We start from the raw sequence: 17,219 nt of genomic DNA on the forward strand, positions 1-17,219 counted from the left end.
TAACTGGCTAGTGCACCTGGGTCTGTGCGCATTTCTTCGGTCAATAGATGCAACTCGACGCCAAAGGCAAGTTGGGTGAGCGCTTGTACCGAGGCATCAAAGACTAACGGTGCATTCCAAGCCCAGTTAAAACTGCCGACTAATCCTCGCTCAGCAAGAATCTCTTGCATGGAATAGGCTAAGTTAATCATATTTTTGTGGGTTACTTGTACACCTTTAGGCCGTCCAGTTGAGCCTGATGTAAACAGGATATAGGCAATATCATCGCTTTTAATGTCAATGTTAAGAGCATCAGTGCTACTCGCTTGCCATTCTTCACTGTCTAGGAAAATATTAGTGGTATTGATATTTACTAAATTTTCAGCGACTGAGCTCATGGTCACTAAGGTATTTACACCGGTATCTTGCAAGATGTTTTCTATGCGTTCTCTAGGAGTATTGGGATCCATCGGAATATATGACGCTCCTGCTTTCATGATACCCAACATAGCAATCACCATTTCTGGGGAACGTTCCATACAAAGAGCAACAGAACTATTGGCTGTGACACCAGTTGCGACTAGGTAGTTAGCTAACTGGTTACTTTGTTCACTTAACTTGCGGTAACTCAGCATTTTTTCTTGGTAAACCAGTGCGTTGGCACCTGGGGTAAACTGACTATATTGATCGATCATTGTTACCAGGTTACGTTGTTTATAGTAATCATTACTAACCTTATTTAACCAAGGCTGAGCACTGTCTTTGCCAACCACTTCTAATCGATCAATATGACAATTTGGATTAGTAAGCACGCTTTCTAATAAAGACTCAAAAGATAATGAAAGTTCATTTATTGTGCTTTCATTAAATATATCAGCCTGGTATAACCAATTCATCTCAAGCTGATTTTGCTTTTCAATTGCCTCTAATGACAAATCGAAGTGAATGAATTCATCACATTCTTGTAGTGACATATTTAAGTCAGGCAAGGTGAAATCTGAGCTATCGTGATTTTGTAATACAAACCAAAGTTGGAACATGACCTGATGCGTATTACTTCGCTCTGGGTTAATTTCTTCTACCAGCGCATCAAACGGCAAGTTTTGATGTTCGAAGGCATCCACCAATACTTTCTTATTACGTGCCATTAACTCTTTAAAAGTAGGGTTTCCAGCGAAATTTGAACGAAGCACCAGATTGTTGAGAAAGAAACCTATCAATGGCTCCACATTTTGGTGCATGCGGCCCGCGATTGGCGTTCCCATGACCACATCATCCTCGCGACTCCATTTGGAGATGGTCAGTGAATAAATAGTTTGTAGCGCCATGAATAAGGTGACACCCTCAGTCTTACAAAAATCATTTAGTTTAGTAAGTAATGGCGCGGAAATAGTACGCTTCACTTTTTTACCAATGATATTAGAATTAGTATTACGAGGTTTATCTAGCGGCAAGCTGTGCTGAGGTGGTGCATCTTGTAATTGAGTGCGCCAGTATTCAAGTTCTTTTTCGTAGACACTACCTTGCATCCAGTCACGCTGCCAATGGGCATAATCACTATATTGCACTTCGAGTGTCGGCAGTGGATTCTCTTTACCTAGAGCAAAAGCGCTGTAAAGAAGGTTGAACTCTCTGATAAAGACACCAACTGACCAGCCGTCAGATGCAATATGATGCATGCTAAAAAGGGCAGCATGCTTTTGTTCGCTAGCTTTAAGCAAGGTTACTCGTAACATCACATCGCTAGAGAGATCAAAGGGAGTTAATGCTTCTTTTCTGGCCAGCACACGTACTTGTTCATCAAAGTCTTCAGCACTAAGATGACTTAAGTCTTTTTCTGGAATAGTGGCGTCAAACTGTTCAAGCAAATGCTGGCGACATTCGTCATTTTCTTCACGATAAACTGAACGCAGTACTTGATGACGCATTAAAATGGTATTAATTGCTTTTTGCATCGCAGCTTTATTGAGCTGTCCTTCGAGGTTAAAAGGCGCAGAAACATTACTTTGGACAGCGCCTTGTTCAATACAGTCCACTATCCACAAGCGTTGTTGTGCAAATGAAAGTGGTGCTGGACCGGCTATATCTGTTTTTTTAAGTTGTTGGCGATTTAAAGCTTGTTGTTGTGCTTTAAATGCATCTATGTAATCAACTAGCTCTTGCTTGTGCACTTTTAGCAAAGAAAGGATATCTGGTGTCAGTTCTTCTTTGCTGGCATCTACCTGCAGGTTGCCATTGTCGACCGATAGAAAAATGCCTTTTTCAAGACAGATATTGATGATTCTTTCCGCATTCATAATATGATCCTTTTGTTATTTTTTAATACCAGACTTGAGTCTATGACTTTATAAACAGCCTCTTGTCTGTCAATTACGTATGAAATTTTTTCCGCCAAGCTACGAATAGTTGGCGCTTCGATAAACTCTGAAAGTTTAACTTCGACTTTAAACAAATCACGACATGCACTAGCTACGCGAATTGCTAATAAAGAGTGGCCACCGATTTCAAAGAAGTTAGCACCTATGCTTATCTGTTCTTTTTGCAGCAGGTTGCTCCAAATTTGTTGGATTTGAGTTTCGACATTGCTAGTAGGAGCAAGGTAACTTTCAACTCCCTGTTGGCTGTCAATTTTGGCTAATGCAGCCCGATCTTTCTTGCCGTTAGCAGTTATGGGCATGGCATCAATAAAGACATAGTGACTAATATGCATATAGTCCGGTAGTTGACTCTTTATATGTCGATTTAGCTCTTCTTCACTGACTTTTTCTGCCACTACAATGGCTTGTATTTGATCGTCTTTAATAACAATTGCAGCATCCATAATGAACTCGTGACGGCATAACACATTTTCAATTTCTTCGAGTTCAATACGATTGCCTCTTAGTTTCACTTGAAAGTCACGTCTGCCGATATACTCCAGTTTTCCATCTTCTCCAAGGCTCACTAGATCGCCGCTGCGATAAATACGTCCAAGTTGGAGATGATTAATAAAGGCCTTTTCGGTTAACGCGGTATTATTTAAGTAGCCTTTAGCAACACCGGGGCCAGCGATAACAAGCTCACCAATTATGCCGACAGGAAGGGGCTGTAAGCTTTCGTTGATGACGAATAATTGTGTTCCTGGCAAACTATGCCCGATGGTGGGCTTGTCTGATATTTTTAAGTTTGCCCAAGAGCTGTTAACTGTGCATTCAGTTGGGCCATAGACATTTAATGCAAAGCGTCCTGATTGCTCGGTATGTTTGTTGATTTCTTGCCACAAATTCGGATTAATTGCTTCGCCACCAATGAGTAGATTAGGCAATAAATGATGATGTTTTTTTGCTTCAGGCAAGAGTACTTCTAGCATGGTTGGTGTGGTATCTAGTACATCGATGCAGTGTTCATGTAGATAGGTCGTCAGCTTACTTGGGTCAACTCTATGTTCATCGCTGATTAAATGAAGTTCAGCACCTAATGCTAATTGGGTAATTGCTTGTACAGAGGCATCGAAATATAGCGGTGCATTCCATGCCCATCTACAATTACCTGACAATCCATTTTTCGTTAACATCGTATGCATAGCAGAGGTGAGGTGAGCTAAGTTTTCATGGCTAACTTCGACGCCTTTAGGGTATCCCGTTGAACCAGATGTGTAAATGACGTAGGCGGTGTCACTATTTGAGATGTTTTTTTCTGGTGCTGAAGTGCTAAATTTGCTAAGCCACTTTTCAGACATTGCTTCGTCCAGTTGTACTAGCTTGCTCACCTGATCTGGTAGTAACAAACTGCATTTGTGACTAGTGACAACTGTATCCAGATTTGCATTTTCAATGATATATTTAATGCGTTCTGCCGGGGCTTTAGGATCTAAGGGCAGATATGCCGCACCTGCTTTTAAAATCCCCATCAAACCAATGAGCATTTCTAAAGAGCGTTCAACACATAAGCCAATGATACTGCCTTTGTTTGCTCCTAAGCTGCGCAGTTTATTGGCTAATTGATTTGCTTTGTGGTCGAGTTGTTGAAAACTTAGGCTTTGCTCTGCAAAAACAAGTGCATTCGCATCGGGCATAGAAGTCGTTTGTTGTTCATATAATTCGACAATGCTCGGGTTAGTGATTTGATGAGGTTCAGTTCTTTGATTTAATCTTGCATAGCTGGCGAGGTCTTTTTCAGTTGTTAGCTCGAGATCAGCTAATTGAATATTAGGATTGGCCACTACCTGCTCGATGATTAACTGGATACGCTCAAGTATTGCTTTTGCATCGCTGTCGTTGAAGTAACCGGTTTGACATTCAATTTGAATTTCTTGTTTATGTTTAAATTCACACAAATGAAACTTAAATGGAGGCTGATGACCTGTTCTTAGCGAGTGTGTTTCACTTTCAAACTCACCTTCGCCAATGTTAAAACTAGCCTTATAGTAATTAAAATTTATATCAAATAAATTGTTTACATAGGGTTGGGTACTGCGCATCCCTTGTATGACTTTACTCATCGGATATTTGGTATGTCTGGAAATAGCTTTTAGACCACTACTGACGTCATCCATGAGTTGCCTGAATGTCATTTCTGGTTCGATGTTTAAAACCAAAGGGGACACACTGGCAAAACAACCAATAGCGTTTTTGGCCGAGCCGGTACGATTATGAAAAGGCAGACATATCGGGATAGTACGGTTGCAATTTACACCTAAAAAATATCCATATAAGGCACCAATGAAAAGCTGATGTATGGTGAATCCAAAGGACTCTGAAAAGGTGACAAGTTGTTTATAGTATTCAGGAGAAATCTCCTGACTTACCATACATGTTGAGGCCTCACCTGCTTTTTTTGGGTATCTGGGCTTGATAACGGGTTCAAAAACATCATCAAATTTATTATTCCAAAAATCTGCTGATCGAGTAAAGGATTTGGTTTCTGGATATTTATAAGACTTTTGTGCCAAGTCATTAAATTGTGGCTGTGATTGCTCCAGGTTTAAATCTTCACCTTTAGTTTGTGAAATGTAATAGTCAAAAATATTTTCTGTCCAGATACTGTAACTCAAGCCATCTAAAATTAAATGATGTGCATAAAGGACTAACCAATATTCGTCTTCCGCAATTTTTAAAATATGGGTGCTATAAAGCCCGTTTTTGCTTAGGTCAAAGATACGTTTAAATTGCTCTTCAACCCATGTTCTTGCTGCTGCTAGTGGATGCTTATGCTGATCAAACTCCAAATACTTAATTTTAGCTGGCGTGTACTTGTATGTTTGGATGATTTGCTCACCCACTTCTTCAAAGGCCAAATGAAATACATCATGTTGATCTGCGACCAGATGGATCGCTTTCTGCATTGCTTCAACATCCATGCTGCGAAAGATTCGGGCATAACCGCCTGTATTATAGGCGGTACTACTTGGGTCTTTTGCTTGATCAAAGTAAATTTCTAGTTGTGATAACGTCAGGGGGTAACCCGCCTGCGAACAATGATTATCTTGGTTCATTCGTATTCCTCTTATTGAGAACTCTTTGGATTAAGTGTTAGGTTAAAATTCGGGTCGCTAGGTAAAAAAGGTGTAGGGCGATCTAACACCCAATCATCATGTCCTGCCAGCCAATAGGGTGATAAAGGGTTGCTCGATTGTCCGATGGGCATGCTAAATAAGCTTTGGGATTCATGGCCTGGACTCATCACCAAACGTAATGTTGATCCAAAGTTTCCGAATTGAGTTTTGGGCAATTGAACATCACCAGAAATTTTTTCTGCGGGTAAAGATACTAACCAGCGGTTTAGTTTAGGTAATACATTAAATGTACTATGCTTAAATTCCACGTGGTTATACTGACCCCATGTTATTTGGGCGAGTGAACCTTCCTGCAATATAAACATGTTGTTTAAATCAATTAGTATTGAGGCATACAAGTCTTGCCAGTTGTAATATTGTGTATCTAAAAAATTATCAGGTTGTTGATTTATAATTTGCCACAAAGGAATTTCCCACCTCTGAGTGAGGTTGAAATAATCATTTAATTCTAAAGAGGCTTTATCTGTACTTATCTTGCTAAATATAGGCTTAAAAACATGTTTTGCGATACTATCTCTAAATGCTCTTATGAGTATGTATCCGGTAGAATTTGACGAAGTATCACCGTTCCAATTATCAACAAATTTCCGGTATTCTCGCAACTGAGGTTGAGCGGTAAGTAGCTCCTGACTCAGAACTTTTATCAAAAATTTCTGCCAGCGCATCATAGGATAATTTCGTATATCAGTTAGTGACTTATACCCCATTGCTTCGTCAGGTTTATACATTCCAAAAACATTATCATCAGTATGCTTTTCTCTGTTGCTTAATTCATTTGTGTCAAACCAATGCATGTCACCCGTTGTTAAATTGAATAGTGGTGTATCAGCTGTTGATATATAACCTTTATCTGGATTAAATATTTGAGGATAATCAATCGGTAAGCGATATACATCTGTTTGTTTTTCGCAATTAATTTTCGTTTGAAAACAATCTTTTTTTGGGATCGCTCCCAACATGGTCCAACCAATATTACCTTCACTGTCACCCACAAATGCATCAAAATGGGCAAATCGGGCTTGTTTAAAAAGAGATAAGGAATGCTTTGTATCTTTTGATGTTTCTAGAGCTAACAAATCTAAATTAATGCTTTTAGGGGAATTTCCAACCCACTGCCAGCTTAGTAAGTTTCCGAGCTTATCTGATGCGACCACAGGGCCTTTCTTAGTTGACTCGAAGTTATATATAACCGAGGGTTCTTGTCTAACCTGTATAGTCCGTTCATTCGTTTGTACATCGACATTGCTCGTTGACTGTATTTGTAACCTCCCCCATACACTGCGAGAAGGTGATAGACCCCATGCAACATGTGTATTACTGCCAGACAAAAATAAAGGAAATCCTGGGATTGTGACACCATGAAATTCATGCTTATCTTTTATATATTGATTCACCCTAAACCAAGTATTTGGGATGCTAAGGGGCATATTTAAGTTAATAGCTATTAGTGCGCTTTGACTTAGGGTCTTTGAACCTGAAATAGCCCAGCCAATTCCATTCGCCTTATTGATCCTGTAGTTTTCTACTTCATATTTTTCTAATGAAGTAGATGTAGAGCTTTTCCCCCATATTGCTACAGTAGGTACCTGATTAATGGGTGGTAACCCCGCTAATGTTTGTTTTTCGGGGATAAGAAATAAAACTAGCTCTGATGGCAGCGCTTTTTCAATGTTATGTAAATCTAATGATTTTTTTAGCTCAATACTTTGTAATTTTAGAAAAAGAGCGTAAGCGACAAGAATTGAATCCCTTTCTTGCCAAGGTCCTGGTGCCGTCTCAAGAACAGAATATTCGAAAGGAAACGAATCTAAAGTATTAAGCCCCTGATTAACTCCTTTAGTGTAAGCGGCTAACAACGTCTTATGTTCAGGTGGTAATTGCTTTATTGTTTCATCAGCTAACAAGTCAAAGTTGAATGGTATTGCAAGTTTGTCTTGTTCAATCGCACTTATACCTAAAAGTACACTTAATTGACCACTAGCTGTGCGACGTAATATATCCATCTGAAAGAAGCGCTCTTGGCTATGTAAGTAACCTAGAGCAAATGCGCTATCATTACGTGTTGTTGCATAAATACTCGGTATACCGTTTCTGTCTCTTTTAATGTTGACTTGATCTTTTAGTGATCCAATCGATAAAGTATTATTTAACTTTGGTAAGGAGCTATACGTATTTTGCAATTTAAGCAGTATGAAAATAATTGCCAAAAACGCAAATATTATAACTAAAAATACTATTTTCTTTAAAATGGGATATTGGTTAATCACTAATTATCTCAACTCAATTTATTACTTCGAAACATCCCTAAAGTGGGTGTTAAAAACTTAGATTCATACTGGAGGGATAATTTTATATAGGCAAAGCACTTCCTGTTATTTTTTGTGTTATATTACCGACGTAACAGTTTGGTAACAAATAATCACATGCCAAACAACACTTTAAATAATTGATAAGTAAGGAAATCAACTGTGGTTTTTGATTGGTTGGGAAATGAAAAAATTACTGTTGGTGAATTTGTAATTGATTTTAAAAAGACTAGACTTTCGAACCAAAATGGTATCATTAAACTTGAACCTTTAGTTATGGAGTTACTTTGTTACCTTATTGCACGAAAAGGTGAGTATGTAAGCCAACGAGATTTGTTGGAAAATGTATGGAGTGGACGTATCGTATCTGACAATGCGATTAGACGTGTAGTTAAAAAATTGCGTGATGCACTGGGCGATGATGTTAAGGCCGCCCGGTATATCAAAACGGTACCCAACAAAGGTTATTTGCTCATTGCAAATATAAATATTGAGCAGAACCCCGTGGTGCCAACTAGCAATACTTATCAAAATCAAGCTGAAACACAACCAGCTCCAAAGATTTCGACAACCATTGAATTAAACACATACCATGATAAAGGCATTCCAAAGTACTCTCTTTCTAAATTGATTGTCTTCTTTTTTACTATCTTGACGCTGTCTATTCTTCTATTTAGTGCCTATTTTTGGAGTGAGCGCAGTAATAGAACAATGAATATCGAACTTCTCACAAGCATGCCTGGGGAAGAATTAGGTGCAGATTATAATGAAAAAAATGGCGCTATTATATTTTCACATCGAAAATCTATAAATGGCTATTATGATATTTATCTGAAAATGCCTAATAGCCAAACAATTAAAAAGCTAACAAGTGGAACAGCAAATAATAATGCTGCAAAATGGGCAAATAGCGGAAAACGGTTAGCTTATCAACGTCAAAAAGGTGAGGAAGTAGAATTAATGATCCTTGATTTTGACGATAATATGAAGGTAACAAGCTCACAATCAGTATATAAATACAATACTTTGCAACCTACTGTTTTCTGGTCTCCGGATGATTTAGCATTGTACTTCGTCGATAAGCAAAGTGATAAACATCCTTACTCTATATTTGCTATTGATATTTCGACCAAAGATATCAAACAAATCACTTTTCCGGACGTTGAAAGCCTTGGTGATTACGCTGCTCAATTCTCTCCGGATGGCAAATACCTAGCTGCCTTGCGCTTTAGACGATACAACAGAGTCCACTTAATGATTTTTGATATGAAAAGTGGAAAAATTAGTAGTAATAACAGAATTAACTTTGCTCCAATCAATCTAACTTGGGGTAGTAAAGGTAAAAGAATTTACTATACTAGTAGCGAGGAATTACAGTACTTTGATGTCGAAAGTGAAAAGTTCTTCAATATAGATATTGAAAATCAAAAGCTTAGATCTATTTCCGATGCATGCGGTGTAGATTGTTTAATTGCGAATACAGACTATGATAATAAAAGTGATATCAGAGAAATAGCTAATCCATTTAATAAGGTGCATAAAAGTGATCTCGAGATATTAGAGTTTCCTTTTGATGGTGATGAAGGGCATCCTGATTATACAAATGCTGCCAACGATATTATTTTCAGAGCTACAATTGATGGCCTTCAGCAAATCGTCCGTTATTCGATGGGTGAAGAAATAAAGCTGTTAACTAACTTTGAGACGGATCATCGATTGATTGATATAAGTTACCACCCCAATAAATCGATTCTTTTAGGTTTGATCGATCAACAAGTATTTACACTCAATTTAATCAACAACAATATAAATTATATTACTCAACAAATGGAAAATGCACAACGACCGAGCTGGACGGCTGATGGAAAGGGTATTTATTACGCTAGACGTGAAAGCGGTAATAGTGCGTTAATACATTATGAATTAGCTTCGAAAAAAAGCACTCGAATAATGAGCGATATACTGCAAGCTAAAGAAGACAAGTTAGGGAAATTTGTATATTTGTTAAATTCAAAAGGTGAACTACATCGAAAAGTTAACCTGTTAGCACAAGAGCAAGAGTTAATTGCTATTATCCCTACCGATTCGAATATTTCCTGGCACGTGTATGAAAACTATCTTTACTATTCGTCACCTAAAGGTAAGAACTTTGATTTACATAGAATTCATCTAAGCACCGGGGCTAAGTCTGTGGTGGCTTGGCAAAAGAATACTTACCATGCAAAATTTAAAGTTCACCCTAATGGTCAAAAGTTTTTGTTGATGCAAAATAACCTCCCAAACTCTGATCTTGTCTATATAAGGGATAGTCGTTTATCGGATTAATATTCCGATTTCCTTTTTGAACACAATTCTTTATATAATCTTCAAATTATAAAGTAGATTTACGTAAGCAAATTCTAGTATGACAAGTTTCCTATCGCAGCGATATTAAAAAATAATACCTACTGACATTTTCATTCCTTGTGATATAACGCTGCAGATCACTATATTTCCATAAAACAACATAAAATCAATAAATATTCTTAATTTTAAAATACTGATTAAAATATAACGTGTGACTAGTTGTTACCTTAGTTAAACCTTGATAACTAATGGTTTTGTCTAAATTTTTACTTGTTTTCCTAAGAAGTAAGCAAAGCTATGTGGTGGTTATTCACAGCTAATCATAAGATGTAAGGTGTATAAGCGCGTTATTAACGCTAAATTCATTTAGCGGCTATGGTCGGGGCAAAAATTCTATCCAACATTGAGCAAGGAATAATAAAATGACATTTAACAAAAAGAAAAGATCAGCTCTAGCAAAAATCATATTAAGTACAACAATAGTATTTTCCATAGTTTCTATAAATAGTTATGCGATAGAAGATGAGATTGAAAGTATAGATGAAAATTCTCAAGTAATAGATTTCATATGCAAAATTCTTCCACAGTGTAAAGAATAATATGGTTAACCGGGGCTTATAATTTATGACTTCACCTTGTATTTTAATGACTTGAGTTCTATGAATTTAATCAAATAATCTTCAACTTATATAATATAAAGAGAGTAGATGAATGAAATCACGGGTAACAAGTCGAATTTTGATGGTAGCTTCATGCGCCATATCTGTTGGACTGTTCGTTATAATAAATATAACCGCCGCTGAAAACCAAACGAATTCTATTAGGGAAAATGTACCCTCAGTAATCGTGGGGGAGATTTGGCAATCGAAACACCAAGTCACACTTAAGGGTCACGGCATAATTGAGCCTTTAGAAAGTACACAATTAGTAACTGAAGTAACAGGGAAAATCATTTATTGGCATCCTTCCCTTGTGCCCGGTGGCCTAGTTGAACGTGATACATTACTTTTGAGTATTGAGAGAGAAACTTATCAAGCAGCAGTACTTAATGCTAAGGAAAAAGTAGCCTTGGCACGAGCTGAATTGATAGTAGAGCAAGCTAAGTCAGATGTTGCTAGCCAGGAAGCTAAAAGCTTTAATGATGGAGATGTACCAGAGCTATATTTACGACAACCCCAATTACAGCAAGCACAACTTGCATTAGATTCTTCATTAGCGTCATTAAGGATTGCCAAAAAAGAGCTATATAACTGCGACATTTACGCCCCATTCGATGGATTAGTGGTTTCGAGAGAGGTTGGTCAGAGGCAATATGTCAATCAAGGTCAAAAAGTTGCGATGTTACACAACGTCGAATATGGAGAAGTACAGGTACCTATTGCTGGTTTTGAGCGTCATTTTTTACCGGTGAAATTAGGTCATGTTAATGCACTGGTTTCTGGTCACCAACAAGCTGTTAGAAATGCTCAAGTTGTTCGAGATTTAGGTGTAATAGATACTCAAACACGTATGCTGCGAATCGTTGTTAGGGTAAAAGATCCGTATAGTTTATCTACGAACCAACCTATTCTAAGGTTCGGAGAGTTTGTTGAAACCAGCTTTACTGGAAAAACTATTGACAGTGTATATCTAGTACCTCAAAAAAGTGTGATAAACAACGAACTCTGGTTAATTGATGCTAACAACAAGTTACAACGAAAATCTGTTTCAATACTGAGAGCAAAAGATAATCGATATGTTGTAACGGGAAACCTTGGTTCAAGTGCAATTGTTGTTCTAAATGTGCCTGAATATCCCCGTACAGGTATGTTAGTCAATCCAATTCGCCAGAAAGAAAGCATATTATAAGGTAACTTATGTCAAACAAGATAAGCTCTGATAATGGAATCATCTCCTATTTTACTAAAAATTCAGTTGCCGCTAATTTGCTAATGTTGTTTATTTCGATAGTAGGCTTACTCAGCTATTTTTTAATTCAAAAGCAACTATTCCCTACCTCTACACCTAATTATATTGAAATTTCTGCCTATTATCCTGGGGCGTCTCCTCTTGAAATTGAAGAAAATATATTAATCAAAATTGAAGAAAAATTAAAAAATGAAGCACAAATTGATAAAATTATTTCTTATGCAAATCGAAATAAAGGACGAGTAAGAATCAAGTTATCGACAGGGGCTGATATAAATGATTCACTAGATATAATAAAACTGTATGTAGATAGTATTGCGACATTTCCGCAAGACATGGAACCACTTAAGATATCTAAACTCGAAACACCCCAAAATGTGATGGAAATTTCGTTAGTAGGTGAATACCCGTTACCACAACTTAAATTACTAAGTAAAGAGGTTAGGAATGAATTACTTCTACTTGAACATGTGTCTATTGTCGAATTACTTGCTCCTGAAGAAGAAATTTCTATTGATGTGCCTATAGCTAAATTAAAAGCTTATCAACTCACTCTAGAGGATATTGCGTTAACCATCACTGCTCATTCGGCTAATTTATCAGCAGGTCAAATTAGTACAGAACAAGGGGCCATTTCTATTCGAGTTAACAATCAATCTATAAGTTTAGATGATTTTAGAAATATTCCAGTTAAAACGTCCCCTGGCGGTGGCATTGTATTACTCCATGAAGTTGCGAGCGTTGTGAAAAAATTTGTTGGAGATGATCGCTATTTAAAGTTTTCAGGTGAAAATGCTATATCGTTGATAATAAATGCGACTCAACATCAAAATATTATGCATGTAGCTGATTCTGTTAACCTCTTTATTAAACTGAAAAATAAGTCTTTACCTAAAGGGTTATCACTAAAAGTGCTGGTTGATTACACTTATTATCTTGATGCAAGACTAAATATGATGTTTAAAAATTTGTTTCAGGGCGCGTGCTTAGTCGCCATATTACTTTCAATTTTCTTACGTTTTCGAGTAGCTTTTTGGGTGATGGCAGGATTACCTATATGTTTTCTCGGAGCTGTTATCGTGATGCCCTTGTTTGGCTTAAGCATTAATATCGTCACTCTATTCGCTTTTATTATGGTATTAGGTATCGTGGTCGACGATGCTATTGTTACAGCCGAGAGCGTTTACAGTCAGGTTAAGCAGGATGGTTCTAGTGCCGATAACGTAATTAAAGGTGTAAAGAAAGTTGCTACACCAGCAACTTTCGGAGTTATCACAACCATGGCTGTATTCGCACCTTTTGTATTTTCAAGCGGGCCTGATAGTACTTTATTTTATTCAATTGCTATGGTTGCTATTTTATGCCTGATATTTAGCTTAATTGAATCTAAGCTTATCTTGCCTGCACATTTAGCCCACATTCAGTATGATCAATTACCTGAGAAACATATACGTACGCGTTTCAATAATAGCTTTGATAGTTTTGTATATGGGCCATACAAAGAATTAGTTACACGTTGCACAGAAGATCGCTGGTTAACTATGGTTGTATTTTTCGGTATTCTCCTTATCAGTGTTGCTCTTATTACGTCAGACAGAGTGCGCTTTGTACCTGAACCTAGCGTACCACATGATTTTCCGAGTATTAACATAAGAATGAATGATAATTCTTCTGTTGAGCAAACCATTTTTGCAATCAAGAAGATAGAGCAAATTATCCTTGATATTGACAAGCAAACAGGCCGAGAATATGGCGCGACAATGGTGCGCGATATCTTATCACTAAACGACAATAGAACAGAGGGAAGGTTAATTATTCCCCTTGTTGATGAGGCTATTAGACCTTATGATACATTTGAGTTAGCACGGAGGTGGCGTCAAGCGATTCCCAATATCCCGAGTTTAAAATCTATAAGTATTAATGATAATTTAAACGGCGATTCAGAAGAAGGGGATTTTGGATACCGCTTATATGCTGCTGACATGGAAACATTACGAGAAGCATCAACAAAATTCCTCTCTCAACTCAAGAACCAATCTGGCATTGTCAACGTGAATTCAACTCTAGACTCTACCAGTAAAGAAATTCAATTAACCTTATTACCGGTTGCATATGATTTTGGATTAACACTACAAAATATAGCAAAGCAAGTAGGTGCTGCTTTTTACGGTAAAGAAGCACAAAAAGTGTTACTCGCTGGAGAAGAAATTAGGGTGATGGTCCATTACCCCGAAAAAACTCAAGAGCAAGAATTTTCGTTGCTTTATACTCAAATTACAACGCCAAATGGGGCAAAAGTTATGCTCGGTGATGTTGCTGAGTTTAAAAGTGTTCCAGGTACAAGCTTTATTAGACGTGAGCAAGGTCTGCGCAATGTCTATATTTCGGGCGATATTGATAAAAGTATAGTCACGCCAAACCAAGTCATCAAAACGATCAGAGAAGTTATTCTCCCTTCAATTAAGAATGAATTTCCCACACTTCGCACCGAATTAGGCGGGGCTATAGAAGAACAAAATAGTCAGCTAAATGAACAGATTGTGCTATTTATTGCTGGTGTACTTAGTGTTTACATATTACTCGCTGTGCCACTTAAAAGTTACACACAACCTTTGATTATTTTGTTAGTCATTCCGTTAAGTTTTACGGGTGCAATATGGGGGCATTATATCTTCAGTATTGATATAAGTACTTTGTCTATTTTCGGCTTAATTGCAGCGGCGGGGGTCGTTATTAATGACTCTTTGGTGATGACCGATTTCATCAATAAAGCAAGGTCTCGCGGCTTGCCTTTGACAGAATCGGTTATTGAATCTGGATGCGCACGTTTTCGCGCAATTTTACTTACATCCTTAACAACCTTTGTTGGAGTATTACCTTTGATGTTTGAAAGTAGTCTACAGGCTAAGTTAGTGGTCCCAATGGCGGTAGGATTGGGGTTTGCGGTTTTGTTCGCCACCGTAATTAGTTTATTGCTGCTACCTTCTTTATATCTCATCCTTGAAGATATAAATCAGTGGTTATCACGAAAAAAAATAAATTTCAGCGAACGGTTTAATGTACCTAACATTAAATCTGTTAATTAAAATAATTATTAAATAGGTAGTTAAGATGTATAAACCTCAGATGCATAATTCGACTTCAGTGCAAAAGCTACTGTTACCCATTAATAAACCCAGCACTGTACGTTACAAAATGATTTGTTTTCCATGTGCTGGCGGCAATGCTTCCATGTTTCAAGATTGGCCAAATAAATTGCCTGATGAATTAGAAGTGCTTGCCTTAAATGCACCGGGCCGGGCATCACGATTTCTCGAAGAAGCTTATACATCAATGGAGAGTCTTGTTGCAGACTTGATATGTGAGGCATCAATATTGAGGCATAATCCTTACATACTTTATGGACACAGTTTAGGAGCCCGAGTAGCTTACGAATTCGCGAAACAAGCCATTGCACTAGGCTACCCAGGGCCTATCCATTTTATTGCTTCTGGCAGTCGTTCTCCGGATACACCATGTTTCTCCACGCCTACTTATAATCTTCCAATAGATAAGTTTTTGGACACTTTGCGCTATATGCAAGGCACGCCTCAAGAGATATTAGATAATGATGAATTTATGCAACTCTTATTGCCAACACTGCGGGCAGATTTTCAAATGGCAGAAAAATATATAGGAGAAGTATCTCAGTTGTTGTGTCCAATATCAGTATATGGCGGTAAAGAGGATCCTAATATTGGTCTCGATAAACTTAAGCATTGGGAAAACTACACCTGCTCTGGGTTTGAAATAAGCATGTTTGATGGTGGCCACTTTTTTATCAATGATAACCCTAAACCGCTGCAAAGCCTTCACCGCCTTGTTCAAAAAATCATGAATGATTATCCGTAAACCAAATATCCTTCCCTTTTAGAAGGCAATTTATATAGATATCTCTCAACCCTAGGGGAAAAGTTATATTGTTCAAGGTTTGCAACAAGGTCATGCCAGCTACATTTTTTAAGGCATCAAGTTAATATATGAACTTATCAGTAAATTAAGGTGATTATTGAGTCATCAATTTGTTCAAAGTAGCACTTTAAATTTTCAGATATACCTGTTTTTAAACTTAAATCCCGATCTAATTCAAAGGTTAATGTACAGCGCTCCCGATCCAGATTGACTAAGCGAGCGCATTCGAATCCAAAATAATGCTTCACTTTGGGATAAAGCGCTTTAAAGATACTTTCCTTTGCCGAAAAAATAAGAGTTACTGCTTCATTAAACGAGATACCGCTATCCAGTAAAAGGCTCAATTCGTTATTTTTAAGTACTTCTGACGCAATCTCTGATGCAGTTTCATCGGATAAGATGCTCTCAATGTCTATACCTAAATAATCAATATCAATTTTTTTTGCTAAAGCGCAAACAGCTTGTGATGAATTATGTGTGATCGAACCAATAAATTTTTTTGGCCAAATTGGACTACGGTGTTTCCCTATCTGTATTGTTGGTAAGTTTTCTTCCTCGAAGTCAGCATATAAAAAGGCATACCTTGCTGTAAACCTACCTATAAGGAATTCAGCCTGTCTCTTATGAACCGCTCTCTTTATTTCATCCGGGTAATATATACTCAATTCAGAAAATAGCTTGGTATTGTACTGCTCAGTCTCGAAATTGCACGAAACCAATTGTATAGATTGTGTGCTGTGAGTCCAATGTTTTATGCTATGTACGAAGTTACTATTTATATTTACTGCTGACTCCAACTTAAAAAGATTAGTTAACATATTATCTCCAGAATTTAATTATTAGCGTTATTTATTTTAGAGACCAAACTGTTCACATAATTGTGAATCTACTTATGACTTTTATCTAGTCACACAAACATAATGTTCTGATCCATTTAGACCTTAAACTTTCCAACTAGATTGAAGACATAACATTTAATATCTATATAACACTCTCATTGTAATACTTATTACAGCGAAGAAACTAATGCTAATTAAAGTCAAAGACATGAAATATCGACAATCATTCCTAGTCGATTAATTTATCATCAAGTAAATACGGGACATTAAACGTAACGGTTCAATAAAACTAATTATCAATACCCACGCTGAAACCGTAACTGTCAAATCTATCTT

Annotated in this window: 9 protein-coding genes; 5 read left to right on the forward strand and 4 right to left on the reverse strand. The window is 37.2% G+C overall.

Going from position 1 to position 17,219, the window contains the following annotated elements:
* From H4J39_RS08575 to H4J39_RS08585, 3 genes are all read right to left on the reverse strand, one after another.
* The coding region (locus H4J39_RS08575) for a condensation domain-containing protein (RefSeq protein ID WP_182227406.1) at positions 1 to 2,276 on the reverse strand (2,276 nt) is incomplete at its 3' end.
* Positions 2,273 to 5,452: an amino acid adenylation domain-containing protein gene (locus tag H4J39_RS08580; protein ID WP_182227408.1), complete on the reverse strand. Its 3,180-nt coding sequence runs from the start codon at positions 5,450 to 5,452 to the stop codon at positions 2,273 to 2,275. The genes H4J39_RS08580 and H4J39_RS08575, both read right to left, overlap by 4 nt.
* A gap of 11 nt (positions 5,453 to 5,463) precedes the next feature.
* Positions 5,464 to 7,713 carry a penicillin acylase family protein gene (locus H4J39_RS08585; protein ID WP_182227410.1) on the reverse strand — a complete coding sequence of 750 codons (2,250 nt, stop codon included), beginning with the start codon at positions 7,711 to 7,713 and terminating at the stop codon, positions 5,464 to 5,466.
* Positions 7,714 to 8,001: 288 nt separating this feature from the next.
* Here H4J39_RS08585 and H4J39_RS08590 point away from each other — a divergent pair, with 288 nt between their 5' ends.
* The 5 genes from H4J39_RS08590 to H4J39_RS08610 all read left to right on the forward strand — a co-directional run bounded on the left by H4J39_RS08590 (position 8,002) and on the right by H4J39_RS08610 (position 15,984).
* Positions 8,002 to 10,164 (forward strand): winged helix-turn-helix domain-containing protein, encoded by a 2,163-nt coding sequence (locus tag H4J39_RS08590; RefSeq protein ID WP_182227412.1) that lies wholly within the window; start codon positions 8,002 to 8,004, stop codon positions 10,162 to 10,164.
* Positions 10,165 to 10,607: 443 nt separating this feature from the next.
* Positions 10,608 to 10,784, forward strand: a complete 177-nt coding sequence (locus H4J39_RS08595) for a hypothetical protein (protein WP_182227414.1) — start codon at positions 10,608 to 10,610, stop codon at positions 10,782 to 10,784.
* Between the two features lie 112 nt (positions 10,785 to 10,896).
* Complete coding sequence (locus H4J39_RS08600) at positions 10,897 to 12,033, forward strand: efflux RND transporter periplasmic adaptor subunit (RefSeq protein ID WP_182227416.1); 1,137 nt, start codon at positions 10,897 to 10,899, stop codon at positions 12,031 to 12,033.
* 8 nt (positions 12,034 to 12,041) lie between these two features.
* On the forward strand, positions 12,042 to 15,179 hold the full coding sequence (locus H4J39_RS08605) for an efflux RND transporter permease subunit (protein ID WP_182227418.1): 3,138 nt from the start codon (positions 12,042 to 12,044) through the stop codon (positions 15,177 to 15,179).
* A gap of 25 nt (positions 15,180 to 15,204) precedes the next feature.
* Positions 15,205 to 15,984, forward strand: coding sequence for a thioesterase II family protein (locus tag H4J39_RS08610; protein ID WP_182227420.1), 780 nt, complete (start codon positions 15,205 to 15,207; stop codon positions 15,982 to 15,984).
* A 137-nt stretch (positions 15,985 to 16,121) separates the two neighbouring features.
* On the opposite strand, the gene H4J39_RS08615 is transcribed toward H4J39_RS08610, so the two are convergent.
* The gene (locus H4J39_RS08615) at positions 16,122 to 16,862 is read right to left on the reverse strand and encodes a 4'-phosphopantetheinyl transferase (protein WP_182227422.1); all 741 of its coding nucleotides are present in this window, start codon (positions 16,860 to 16,862) and stop codon (positions 16,122 to 16,124) included.
* Positions 16,863 to 17,219 lie beyond the last annotated feature (357 nt).

Source organism: Colwellia sp. Bg11-12, from assembly GCF_014076955.1.
Classification (GTDB): Bacteria; Pseudomonadota; Gammaproteobacteria; order Enterobacterales; family Alteromonadaceae; genus Colwellia_A.